We start from the raw sequence: 12473 nt of genomic DNA on the forward strand, positions 1-12473 counted from the left end.
AATCGGTCGATCCTGACGATTCGGATCCCAAGCGATAGAACACGAAGGCCAGCATGTCCGCTGAAAACGTCTTCTTCACCCCAGTCAGCCAGATCTGCCAGACGGATGTCGTGACCTGCAACCCGGATCTGCCGCTGACCGAGCTCGCCAAGCAGATGCGTGCACACAATATCTCTAGCCTCCTGGTGCGCGACGGCGAGGAACCGATCGGCATCGTCACCGACCGTGATCTGCGCAACAAGGTGGTGGCGCCTGGGATCGATCCGCGCGCCTACTGCGCGCGCGACGTCATGAGTAGCCCGCTCGTCACCATCCGCGAGAGCGACTATCTGTTTGAGGCGCTCTATCTGATGAGCCGGCGGCGCATCCATCGATTGTGCGTGGTCGATGCCGAGGGGCGGTTGCGCGGCATCGTCACCGACACCGATGCGCTGCGTCTGCACAGCCGCTCGCCCCAACAGCTCATGAAGGAGATCGAGGAGGCCGAGACCCCCGCCGAACTCAAGACGCTGCGCGAGCGCATGGAGCATCTGGTGCACCATCTCCGCAGCACCGGTGTGGCGACCCGCGACCTGGTCCAGACCGTAGCCCTGCTCAACGACCGGCTGCTGATCCGGCTCATCGAGCTGATCCGCGCAGCACGCTATCCTGATCTCACCGACCGTTTTGCCTTCCTGGTGCTCGGCAGCGAGGGCCGGCGCGAGCAGACCCTGGCCACGGATCAGGACAACGCCATCGTCTATGCCGACGAACTCTCCGCCGCTGCGCTGGAGCAGCTACGCGCCTTTAGTATCGATTTGATCGACAATCTGATCGGCATCGGTGTGCCTGCCTGCTCGGGTGGGATCATGGCCAAGAACCCCGAATGGCGGCGCAGTCTGACTGGCTGGAAACAGGTGCTCGACACCTGGCTGCGCACTCCGACGCCTGCCAACATCCTCTCAGGCAGTATGTTCTTCGATCTACGCACCCTCTATGGCGACGCCTCGTTTGAGCAGGAACTCAAGTCCGAGATCATCGCCAAGCTGCGTGACAATACACTGTTCCTGGTCCACAGCGTGGCCAATGCCGTGGCCTTCCGCCCGCCGCTCGACTGGTTCGGGCGCATCAAGACCGAGCGACGCGGTTCGCATCGGGGTTGCATCGAGGTCAAGAAGGCCGGTGTCTTCGCCATCACCGAGGGCTTGAAGGCGATGGCGCTCCAGGCCGGGATCGGCGAGGGTCGTACCCATGATCGGGTGCGCGGACTCCAACAGGCCGGCATCCTGGAGACGCAGCAGGCCGACAGTCTGTTGGCGGCCTTCGACTTCCTGATCGACTTACGCCTCCGCGCCCAATTGCTGAGGCTCGAGCACGGCAAGCCCATGACCAACTATCTACCGCTTGACCATCTCAACCGCATCGAGGTCGGACGCCTGAAGCTGGCGCTGGAAGAGGTCAGACATTTCCAGAATTTTCTGCGCCATCGTTTCCATCTCCATCAGGTCAGTCGTTAGCAACGACTCGAAAACCGCTGAACCTGCCCCGCCCGCCATCCTCTTGGCTCGGCAACCCATTGTCCAATGACCTAGGCCGAGTTCAAGGCCATAGCTCAGGACGCTGGTCGGCAAGGGCTTGAACTGGCGTCTCAAAAAACTGGGCCTCATCTCGCCTTAAAGCCTGCCGGTCTTAGGCTGTTCAGAAGGCCGCCTGAGCGGCCACTCAGCGTCCAATCAATACTGGGCGGACCTAGTGGAGCCGGGGGTGTCAGCCCGCCTAGCGACTCGGCGGCTGTTGACAACCGTCTCTGTGAAAAGCGCTTAATGCTTCTAAATCAGTCACTTGGCATTGAATATATTGTGAATAAGCCTGTGGATAACCTGTGGCCGAACTGTTGGTAAAAGTTCGGCGCTGGTTTCATGCACATTCTACTAACAAATTATCCACAGACAGCTTAAGGCATAAATCATTGATCATAAAAACAAATATCGATTTATCCACTTATCCACAGGCACTATAATCACTAAACAAGATATCTATCTATATAGTTATGTTAGGCGCAGGCCTAAAATTGACCCGTGGACACCCTCAACCTACTCGACTCACTCAATGCGGCCCAACGTGAGGCCGTCTCAGCCGATCCTGGTCATCTGCTGATCCTTGCTGGTGCCGGATCGGGCAAGACACGTGTGCTCGTACATCGCATCGCTTGGTTGCTTCAGGTTCAGCAGGTGCAACCCTGGTCGATCCTAGCCGTCACCTTCACCAACAAGGCCGCACGCGAGATACGCGGTCGACTTGACACCATGCTCGGCAATCCAGTCGGTGGTATGTGGGTCGGCACCTTCCATGGTCTGGCCCATCGCTTTCTGCGTGCGCATTGGCAGGATGCCGGTTTACACCAGCACTTCCAGATCCTCGACTCCGAGGATCAGCTCAGGCTCATCAAACGTCTGCTCAAGGAGATGCAGATCGATGAGGCCCGCTGGCCGCCGCGTCAGATCCAGGGCTTCATCAATCGCCAGAAGGACGAGGGACTGCGTCCACACCATCTGTCCGAGACTGGCGACTTTTTTCGCGACAAGATGATCGCGGTCTATCGCGAATACGAAGCCGCACGTCTCCGGGCTGGATCGCTCGATTTTGCCGATCTGTTGCTGTACACACTAGAACTGTTGCGCGAGCGCGCGGACATCCTCAGTCACTATCAGCGCCGCTTTAACCATATCCTGGTCGATGAGTTCCAGGATACCAGCGCCATCCAGTATGCCTGGTTACGTCTGCTTGCAGGTCGCGACAACCATCTGTTCGTTGTGGGCGACGATGATCAATCCATCTATGGCTGGCGCGGTGCCAGGGTCGAGCACATCCAGTCGTTCCAGAAGGACTATCCAACAACGCGCACCATCCGGCTGGAACAGAACTACCGTTCGACAGGAAATATCCTGGCCGCGGCCAACGCGCTGATCGCTAACAACCCCACGCGGCTGGGCAAGAACCTCTGGACCCAGGGCGGCGCCGGCGAGCCGATCCGCTGCTACAACGCCTTCAACGAGGTCGAGGAGGCGCGCTTCGTCGTCGATCGCATCCGCCGCTTCATCCAGGACGGCCATCGGCACGATGAATGCGCCATCCTCTACCGCACCACGGCACAATCCCGGCTGTTCGAGGAGGCCCTGATCCAGGCCGGCATCCCCTATCGGGTCTATGGCGGACTGCGTTTCTTCGAGCGCGCCGAGATCCGCGACGCCTTGGCCTATCTGCGTCTGATCGCCAATCCAGACGACGATGCCGCATTCGAGCGCGTGGTGAATCTACCCACGCGCGGTATCGGCGAGCACACGGTCGATCTGGTGCGCGAACAGGCACGCGCAGCCGGCGTTTCGCTGTGGCGGACAGCGCGCGATCTCAGTGCCAGCGGTGCACTGGGTCCAAGGGCGAGCAAGGCGCTGCGCGGATTTCTCGACCTGATCGAAAGTCAGCGTGAAATGCGCGTCCGTTACATGCTCAACGAGCTCACCGAACGCATGATCGAGGAAGTCGGACTGATTGAGCACTTCAAGAAGAGCAAGGACGGCAAGGGCCAGGATCGGATCGAAAACCTGGAGCAATTGGTCGAGACCGTCTACCGGTTCGAGCAGGATCTACCCGAAGATGCAGACGACCCGCTCGGTGCCTTTCTCGCCCATGCCGCGTTAGAGGCCGGCGAGACCGAAGCCGATCCATTCGAAGACAGTGTGCAGCTCATGACGCTGCACAGCGCCAAGGGTCTGGAGTTTCCCCTGGTGTTTCTCGTCGGACTCGAAGAGGGCCTGTTTCCGCACAGTCTGTCCCTGGATGATGAGATCAAGCTGGAGGAAGAACGTCGGCTGTGCTATGTCGGCCTGACGCGCGCCATGCGCTGGCTTTATCTCACCTATGCCGAGACCCGACGGATCTATGGACGCGACAACTATCCGGCACCGTCCCGTTTCCTGCGCGAGATCCCACCCGCGTTGATCGAAGAGGTGCGCGGCGGCGGCGCCCGACCGGCGTTCACCGGAGGTCCCACCAAGAGCCAAACGGGCGCCCAGACGCTGGAGGGCTACAGACTCAAGCAGGCGCGATCTCGAGCACGATCCCCCCTACAATAACCGCTTTATCCATTACCACGGCATTCGACCCACCATGTCCGAGTCCCTTAGTTTCGAAGACCTGCTCAACGAGTTCGACCAGACCCAGGCCCAGAAAGGCGAGCCGGCCTTGGGCGACAAGGTCAGAGGCACCCTGATCGCGATCGGCGAGGAATTCGCCTTCGTCGACCTGGGGGCCAAGTGCGAGGGTCGGCTCGATCTGGCTGCGATCCGTGACGCCGACGGACGGCTCAGATATGCCGTCGGCGACACCGTCGAGACCCAGGTCACCGGCAAGGACGAAGAGAGCGGGATGCTGCTGCTCGGCAGCCAGCACGGGCACAGGTATCACGGTCTCGACGCGCTCGAACGCGCCTATCGCCAGGGACTTCCGGTGCAGGGGCAGGTGACGAACGTGGTCAAGGGCGGATGCGAGGTCCAGATGGCCGGTGTTCGCGCCTTCTGTCCGGCCTCACAGATCGACGTTCGCTTTATCGAGGATCTGTCTGAGTTCGTCGGTCAGAAGCTCGACTTCCGGATTACCAAGTTCGAGGGCGGACGCCGACCCACTTTGGTGGTCTCACGCCGTGCGCTGCTCGAAGAGGAGCAGCGCCTCAAGGCCGAAGAACTGCGCGCCCGGCTCACGGAGGGCGCGGTCCTCACCGGCACCGTGACCTCGCTCAAGGACTATGGCGCCTTCGTCGATCTCGGCGGGTTGGAGGGCATGATCCACATCAGCGAGCTCGCCTTCGGCCACGTCAAACACCCCAGTGAGGTGTTACAGGTCGGCCAGCAGGTCGAGGTTAGCGTGCTGCGCATCGAGCCGGCGATCGAAGGCAAGAGACGCGAGCGGATCGCGCTCTCCATCCGCGCCCTGAGTCGCGATCCCTGGCTCGATGCCGTCGAACAATTTCCGGTCGGCACGCGCGTTCAGGGCCGTGTCGTACGCCTGCAACCGTTCGGCGCCTTCATCGAACTGGCCCCCGGTGTCGACGGCCTCGTTCATCTCAGCGAGCTGGGTGCCGGGCGGCGCATCCAGCATCCAAGCGAGGTACTCAAAGAAGGCGACGAGGTCAGGGCGACCGTACTCGGCATCGATCTAGAGCGGCGGCGCATCAGTCTCTCGCTCGATGAGAACCGCGAGGTCGATCCTTCGGCAGCGGTGGTCGTTGCAGTGGCCAGGAAGCCGGCTGAACAGGGCATAGGCAGCTTCGGTGCTTTGCTCCAGGAGCGCCTCAACAAGGGACGTTGATCGCCTCAGGTGCGCACACCAGCCCGTGGCTTCGTTCGAGCATCCACAGCCCCCCCTAGCGCTTTACATCCATCTGCCCTGGTGTGTGCGCAAATGTCCCTATTGTGACTTCAACTCGCACCCGGGCGATCCTGCATCACTGCCCTTCGATGCCTATGTCGAGCGGCTGTTGCTGGATCTTGACCTAGAGCTTTGCGAGCCGGCGGCGCGTCGCCCCATCAGTTCGATCTTCATCGGCGGCGGCACGCCGAGTCTGTTTCCAGGGCCGGCGATCCGGAATCTGCTCGATGGCATCCGCGCGCGCGTCGAACTGATCCCAGACGCCGAGATCACCCTGGAGGCCAATCCGGGCAGGGTCGAGTCCCGCTGCCTAGCCGAGTATCGCGCCGCCGGCGTTAATCGGCTCTCGATCGGGGTACAGAGCCTCTCGGAAGAGTATCTGGAACGGCTCGGACGCATCCACACGCCCCAACAGGCACGCGCGGCGGTGCGGATGGCGCGCGCTCAGGGCTTCGATAACCTTAACCTAGATCTGATGTTCGGTCTCCCCGGTCAGACACTGGAGGCTGCCCAGGCAGATCTAGATGCACTGCTCGACCTCGAACCCGAGCACATCTCCTACTATCAGCTGACCCTCGAACCTGGAACGGTTTTCGGCGCGTGTCCCCCCGAGCTGCCGGATCTGGACCTGATTGCAGACATCGGGCACCAGGGGGCCGAACGTCTGGAATCCGCCGGCTATGGACGCTATGAGGTCTCGGCCTATTCCCGCCCCGGATATGGATGTCGGCACAATCTGAATTACTGGCACTTCGGCGACTATCTGGGCCTTGGTGCCGGGGCGCACGGCAAACAGACCGTACAGGCGGCGGACGGTACTCCTTACGCCTGGCGCACCGAAAAACCGGCATCTCCATTCCGATATCTAAACGCCGATCCCGGTCGAAGGATCGGAACCCGGCGCGATCTGAGCGAATCGGACCTGGTGCTCGAATTTGCGCTGAATGCGCTCCGGCTCGTTCAAGGGTTCGATCTGGAGTTGTTCACGGCGACCACCGGACTCCCCCGATCGCGGATTACGCCTACACTGGAGGCGGCCGTCCGTGACGGACTGCTGGAGATCGAACAGGAATGCTGCGTCCCGACACCGCTCGGACGCGACTTTCTCGACGATCTGATCGCGCGTTTCGTCGCCTGAGCCTGCCTGCTACGCGGGCCACTACGACTTTGCAATGCTTGCACGCACGGATGCTGACTGGTATAATCTCTTGTTATTCAAAAATTTTTAACCGCCAATGGGGCGAATAGGCCATGAAAAAAGGAATCCACCCCGATTATTTTGATGTGAGGGTCGTTTGCAGCTGCGGCAACGAATTCATGACGCGCTCGACCAAGGGCAAGGAGATGCATGTGGAGATCTGTTCTGCTTGTCATCCTTTCTATACCGGAAAACAGAAGGTGGTCGACACCGCCGGGCGTGTCGATAGGTTCCGTCGCAAATACGCTCGTTGAGGGTCCTTTGGATCCCTCGGCCTTTTTGGATCCCTCGGCCTGGGCTTACCACCCATCGATCATCCGGCGCGGTACCTTCGCTGACAGGTGCCGCGTCGTCTCGGCGCTGGCGCGAATTACCCTGAAAGTCCGGCGTTTGTGTTCATCCATCATCGGAATCTCCGATATACCGGCTGATTCGATATCTCCCCGATCTATCGCTTCAGCTTCATCCATTTGACTCGCCGTCCGCGCGCGACGATCATGAATTCCCTTGTCGTCTGCCCGCGCGCGCTCCGCCATGTCGTCCAGCGACATTGACTCGGAAGCTCGTCGCCCCTGGGCGATCTCCACCTCATCATGCGGAGACCACCGTGACCGATCCCGAGAACCAGGCCCATCATCCGGACGCCGACCTCAACCGCCAGGCGCTCGACTTCCACGCCCAGCCAAGACCGGGCAAGATCGGCACCCTGATCACCAAGCCGGCGGTGACCCAACACGATCTCTCGCTGGCCTATACGCCAGGCGTCGCCGAGCCGGTACGCCGGATCCACGCCGAGCCGGATCTTGCCTATAGCTACACCAACAAGGGTAATCTGGTGGCGGTCATCACCGACGGCAGTGCCGTGCTCGGTCTGGGCAATGTCGGTGCACTGGCCGGCAAGCCGGTGATGGAGGGCAAGGCCGTGCTCTTCAAGCGCTTCGCCGACATCGATTGCTTCGATATCGAGGTCGATGCCGAGAGCCCACAGGCCTTCATCGAGACCGTGGTACGCATCGCCCCGACCTTCGGTGGCATCAATCTGGAAGACATTGCTGCGCCGCATTGCTTCGAGATCGAACAGGCGTTGATCGAGCGACTCGACATCCCGGTCTTCCACGACGATCAGCATGGTACCGCCATTATCATCGCTGCTGGTCTGCTCAACGCCCTGGAACTGCAGGGTAAGACCCTGGCCGAGTCGCGCCTCGTTGTGCTGGGGGCCGGCGCGGCCGGGATCGCCGGCGTCCATTTGCTGCTGGCGCTTGGTGCCCAGCCCGACAACATCCTTTGTGTCGACCGCCTGGGTATCATCCACACCGGACGCGAGGATTTAAGCCCCTACAAACGTGGCGTGGCGGTCGCCACCGACAAGCGCACCCTCGCTGAGGCCATGGTAGGCGCCGACGTCTTCATCGGCGTCTCGGGACCAGATCTGGTCACACCCGAGATGATCGCCGCCATGGCGCCGCGTCCGGTCGTCTTCGCCCTCTCTAATCCTGTGCCTGAGATTCGTCCGGACGTGGCGCTGGCGGTGCGCGACGATCTGGTGATGGCCACTGGGCGTTCGGACTATCCGAACCAGATCAACAACGTGCTCGGTTTTCCCTTTATCTTCCGAGGCGCACTCGATGTGCGCGCCTCGCGCATCAACCAGGCCATGCAGATCGCGGCTGTCGAGGCGCTACGCGCACTCGCCCGCGAGCCGGTGCCGGGAGATGTGTTGGACGCCTATGGACTGAAGGAATTGCACTTCGGCTCGGATTACATCATTCCCAAACCGTTCGACCCGCGTCTGCGCGAGCGGGTACCAGTGGCGGTCGCGCGCGCCGCCATCGACAGCGGTGTCGCCCGGCTTTCGTCCGATCACTGAAATTGACCCAGCCAGAGGTATCGATTCGGATCTATGGATCCACTGACCGGCAGGGGTGAGGCGCATCGGTGTCGAACGACCTGCCCAGGAGCGAGCCCATGACGAACGAAACTATCACAGTGACCAACAACCTTACCGGCGAGCGCTATGACTTCCCGCTGCGCCAGGGCACACTTGGACCGCCAGCGGTCGACATCTCCTCGCTGTACAGGGAGGCCGGATTTTTCACCTATGACCCGGGCTTTATGTCCACGGCCAGCTGCAACAGCGCTATTACCTACATCGACGGCGAGCAAGGGATCTTACTCTATCGCGGTTACCCCATTGAACAGCTGGCCACCAAGGCGAGTTTCCTGGAAGTAGCCTATCTGTTGCTGTACGGTGAGCTGCCGTGCGAGAGCGAACTCGTCAGCTTCGAGCGGTTGATCATGCGTCACACCATGCTCAACGAGAACCTGAAAAACTTCTTCAATGGATTTCATTACGACGCCCATCCCATGGCCATGCTCATAGGCGTCGTCGGCTCGCTCTCGGCCTTCTATCATGACTCACTGAGCGTGAATGACCCGCACCACCGCGAGATCTCGGCGCATCGCCTGATCGCCAAGGTACCCACCATCGCGGCGGCGGCCTACAAGCACAGCATCGGCGAACCGATCATCTATCCGCGTAACAATTTACGTTACTGCGCCAACTTCTTGCACATGATGTTCGCCACGCCCTGCGAGGACTACAAACCGACCCCGCTTGCCGAAAAGGCGATGAACCTGCTGTTCATCCTGCATGCTGATCACGAACAAAACGCCAGCACCTCGACCGTGCGGCTCGCCGGTAGTTCGGGTGCCAATCCCTTCGCCTGCGTCGCCGCTGGCATCGCCTCGCTGTGGGGACCGGCACATGGTGGGGCCAATGAGGCCGTTCTCGACATGCTCTTGGAGATCGGCGACGTCAAGAACGTCCCCAAATACATCGAGAAGGCCAAGGACAAGGATGATCCCTTCCGTCTGATGGGTTTCGGCCATCGGGTCTACAAGAACTACGACCCACGCGCCAAGATCATCCGCGAGGTCTGCCATCAGGTGCTCAACGAGCTGGCCGATACCAACAACCCGCTGTTCGAGTTGGCGATGAGACTGGAAGAGATCGCGCTCAACGACGCCTACTTCGTCGAACGCCGACTCTATCCGAACGTCGATTTTTACTCCGGCATTATCTATCAGGCGCTCGGCATCCCGCGCAACATGTTCACCGTGATGTTCGCCGTGGCACGCACCGTCGGCTGGGTCGCGCACTGGATGGAGATGATGAACGACCCCAACAACCGCATCGGACGTCCGCGCCAGATCTACCGTGGGCCGGCACAGCGCGACTATCAGCCGATCTCAAAGCGCTGATTCCACCGCGATTCAGGTCTCGTCGTTTAGCATCTGCTCCAAGTCTGCGAGGTCCGCACCCGGATTGGGTCGGTCGGTGATCGGGTCGAGCGGCGGCTGACGTCGAGCCTGCGGCGGCAGCACGATCAAGGCAAACGGAATCTCCCCGGCCATGAACGCAAAGACGGGATGTGATACCCGCTGTCCGCCGGCATAGCGTAGGGTGCGCTCCCCCTCGCGCCAGGGGATGCCATGATCGGCGAGTTTAAAGAGCACGTCTTCCGGTCGGTCGGCAAACAGCAATAGCTCCACGCCTTGCTGCCGGCTCGTTACGCCATGAAGCGCCAGGCCGATCAGTCTTGGCTCAAACTCCAACAGCATCCGCATCGCCCGCATCGCCTCACGCTTGAGCAAGCGGTTTTGCTCATCGTGCTCTGTCCCCATGAACAGCCGACGTTGCACGAGGACCGCCTTTTTGAGGGCCTCGTTCGAAGGCCATTGGCGCCGATCCGAGATGCCTATGCGCGCTGCGGCCTTGCGCCGTGCCGACTCAAAGTCGGTCAAGCCCTGCTCGATCATAATGCGCGCCGCCTCATAGGCCAGGTGTTCGCGTTGACTGTTCACGCGATCAGGATTGGACATCGGGGTGTTCCAGTTTGTATTTTTTTAGCAACAATTGGTGTTTTCGTCGAGGCGTGTGAGGCGTATCGCGGCGAAACAATTACACGAGCCCTCGTCGAGAACGCCTAACTATCTGATGGGACAAGTGTAACCTAACTTAGAGGTTGGCTTCGACAACAGAATCGACATTAGGGCGAATGTGTCTATAATGAGTCGTGGTATTTCTCAAACTTTGGTCTCTCCAACCCCGTTTACGCCTCTGCTACGATACGATCATCCACTTCGCGACGGATACGACCAGCGAGATCACTATGTTTGGCCTCACGCGCAAAAACAGTCCGCTCTTGGGGATCGACATCAGTACGACAGCCATCAAGTTGATCGAACTGTCGCGGACCGCCACCACGCCCGCCCCCCGCTTTCGGGTCGAGCACTATGCGATCGAGCCGTTACCGAGCACGGCCATCGTAGAGAAAAAGATCGTCGAGCACGAGATGGTCAGCGAGGGTATCCGTCGCGCCTTGACCAGGTCGGGCACCAAGACCAAGCGAGCGGCCGTCGCCCTCGCGGGGGCCTTGGTCATTACCAAGGTTATCAATCTACCTGCCACCCTGAAGGATGCCGAGATGGAAGCCCAGATCCAACTCGACGCCGATCAGTACATTCCCTATCCGCTCGAAGAGGTCAATCTCGATTTTAACGTCATCGGGCCCTCACCGAGCGATCCGGCGCTCGTCGAGGTACTGCTGGCTGCCTCGCGGCACGAGAACGTCGACGATCGGGTCAATGTTCTGGAGATGGCCGGGCTGACACCCCAGGTGGTCGATGTCGAGGCCTATGCCATAAAGCACGCCTGTTCAAGGTTACTAGGCCTCAAGGAGGCCGATATCCTGGGGATCGTCGACGTAGGGGCTTCTACCACCACGCTCCATGTGTTTAGCGCCGAGCGTATCGTCTACGCACGCGAGCAAAACTTCGGCGGACGGCAACTCAGAGAGGAGGTGCAGCGCCGTTATGGTTTAACAGAAGAACAAGCCACGCAGAAGATCCGCGACGGCAATGTCGCCGATACCTACGAGATCGATGTGCTCAACCCCTTCAAGGAGGCCCTGGTCCAGCAGATCGGACGCGCGCTCCAGTTTTTCTATTCCGGGACAACCTTCAGCCATGTCGACCGGATACTCCTGGTCGGCGGTTCGGCTGGTATTCCGGGAGTCGATACCCTGGTGGAGGAGCGCCTCAAGATCCCCACCACGGTCGCCAATCCATTCAGCCAGATGTCGTTTGCGCCGCGCGTCGATTCCAAGTCGCTCATGCGAGAGGCCCCTGGGATGATGGTGGCCGTCGGCCTGGCCTTGCGAGGGTTCGACTGATGGTACGCCTGAATCTACTTCCCTGGCGTGAGGCGGCACGTCAGCAACGCCGACAGGAATTCCTGACGGCCTTGGGGATCGCGCTTGCTCTGACCGGCGTGGTCATCGCACTGGTGCATTTCTATTTTGAGGATCGGATCAGTGGCCAGCAGGCGCGTAATCGATACCTCAGGACCGAGATCGCCGTGCTCGACCGCAAGATTAAGGAGATCGAGGAGATCGAGAAGACCAAGGCTGATCTGCTTGCGCGCATGGCGATCATCCAGCGCTTGCAAAAGAGCCGACCTGACATCGTGCGGCTTTTCGACGAGTTGGTGACGGCCCTGCCCGAGGGGGTTTATCTAACCAAGCTCGAACAGTCGGAGCGCTCGATCACGGTCGAGGGGCGTGCTCAATCAAACGCGCGTGTGTCAGCCTTCATGCGCCAGATCGAAGGTTCGCGATCCATAGGCCAGCCTCGTCTGATGCTGATCGAAAACCAGGATAAGACAGGGAAAGAGAGGTCAGGGATAGGTTTCAATCGTTTCCGTCTCTCGTTTGATCAGATCAGTCCGGGACCCGAATCCACCAAGACGACCCAGTAGACGCGCAAACCGGCTACAAAACTCAAGCCGTTTCAAGGTGAACCGACCAAC

Annotated in this window: 11 protein-coding genes; 9 read left to right on the forward strand and 2 right to left on the reverse strand. The window is 60.2% G+C overall.

The window, feature by feature from the left end; all coding sequences use genetic code 11:
- Window positions 1-53: 53 nt before the first annotated feature.
- From E6P07_RS12070 to rpmE, 5 genes are all read left to right on the forward strand, one after another.
- Window positions 54-1496 carry a putative nucleotidyltransferase substrate binding domain-containing protein gene (locus E6P07_RS12070; protein ID WP_153975837.1) on the forward strand — a complete coding sequence of 481 codons (1443 nt, stop codon included), beginning with the start codon at window positions 54-56 and terminating at the stop codon, window positions 1494-1496.
- Between the two features lie 561 nt (window positions 1497-2057).
- Window positions 2058-4112 carry a DNA helicase II gene (uvrD, locus tag E6P07_RS12075; protein ID WP_153975838.1) on the forward strand — a complete coding sequence of 685 codons (2055 nt, stop codon included), beginning with the start codon at window positions 2058-2060 and terminating at the stop codon, window positions 4110-4112.
- A gap of 34 nt (window positions 4113-4146) precedes the next feature.
- On the forward strand, window positions 4147-5343 hold the full coding sequence (locus E6P07_RS12080) for a 30S ribosomal protein S1 (protein ID WP_153975839.1): 1197 nt from the start codon (window positions 4147-4149) through the stop codon (window positions 5341-5343).
- A 25-nt stretch (window positions 5344-5368) separates the two neighbouring features.
- Window positions 5369-6541, forward strand: coding sequence for a radical SAM family heme chaperone HemW (gene hemW / locus E6P07_RS12085; RefSeq protein ID WP_153975840.1), 1173 nt, complete (start codon window positions 5369-5371; stop codon window positions 6539-6541).
- A gap of 113 nt (window positions 6542-6654) precedes the next feature.
- Window positions 6655-6855 carry a 50S ribosomal protein L31 gene (gene rpmE / locus E6P07_RS12090; RefSeq protein WP_153975841.1) on the forward strand — a complete coding sequence of 67 codons (201 nt, stop codon included), beginning with the start codon at window positions 6655-6657 and terminating at the stop codon, window positions 6853-6855.
- Window positions 6856-6900: 45 nt separating this feature from the next.
- Here rpmE and E6P07_RS12095 read toward each other — a convergent pair whose 3' ends face one another.
- Window positions 6901-7152, reverse strand: a complete 252-nt coding sequence (locus tag E6P07_RS12095; RefSeq protein ID WP_153975842.1) for a hypothetical protein — start codon at window positions 7150-7152, stop codon at window positions 6901-6903.
- A 56-nt stretch (window positions 7153-7208) separates the two neighbouring features.
- Here E6P07_RS12095 and E6P07_RS12100 point away from each other — a divergent pair, with 56 nt between their 5' ends.
- Together E6P07_RS12100 and E6P07_RS12105 are read left to right on the forward strand one after the other, a co-directional pair.
- Window positions 7209-8471: a malic enzyme-like NAD(P)-binding protein gene (locus E6P07_RS12100; protein ID WP_153975843.1), complete on the forward strand. Its 1263-nt coding sequence runs from the start codon at window positions 7209-7211 to the stop codon at window positions 8469-8471.
- A 98-nt stretch (window positions 8472-8569) separates the two neighbouring features.
- Window positions 8570-9865: a citrate synthase gene (locus E6P07_RS12105; RefSeq protein ID WP_153975844.1), complete on the forward strand. Its 1296-nt coding sequence runs from the start codon at window positions 8570-8572 to the stop codon at window positions 9863-9865.
- 12 nt (window positions 9866-9877) lie between these two features.
- Here the strand turns inward: E6P07_RS12105 and E6P07_RS12110 are convergent, their stop codons facing one another.
- Window positions 9878-10486, reverse strand: coding sequence for a hypothetical protein (locus E6P07_RS12110; RefSeq protein ID WP_153975845.1), 609 nt, complete (start codon window positions 10484-10486; stop codon window positions 9878-9880).
- 290 nt (window positions 10487-10776) lie between these two features.
- Between E6P07_RS12110 and E6P07_RS12115 the strand changes: the two genes are divergently transcribed.
- Together E6P07_RS12115 and E6P07_RS12120 are read left to right on the forward strand one after the other, a co-directional pair.
- On the forward strand, window positions 10777-11838 hold the full coding sequence (locus E6P07_RS12115) for a pilus assembly protein PilM (protein ID WP_153975846.1): 1062 nt from the start codon (window positions 10777-10779) through the stop codon (window positions 11836-11838).
- Window positions 11838-12422, forward strand: coding sequence for a PilN domain-containing protein (locus tag E6P07_RS12120; protein ID WP_153975847.1), 585 nt, complete (start codon window positions 11838-11840; stop codon window positions 12420-12422). The genes E6P07_RS12115 and E6P07_RS12120 overlap by 1 nt, the downstream gene beginning before the upstream one ends.
- Window positions 12423-12473: the final 51 nt, after the last annotated feature.

Origin of the sequence: Thermochromatium tepidum ATCC 43061 (genome assembly GCF_009664085.1) — a bacterium.
Taxonomy (GTDB): Bacteria; Pseudomonadota; Gammaproteobacteria; order Chromatiales; family Chromatiaceae; genus Thermochromatium; species Thermochromatium tepidum.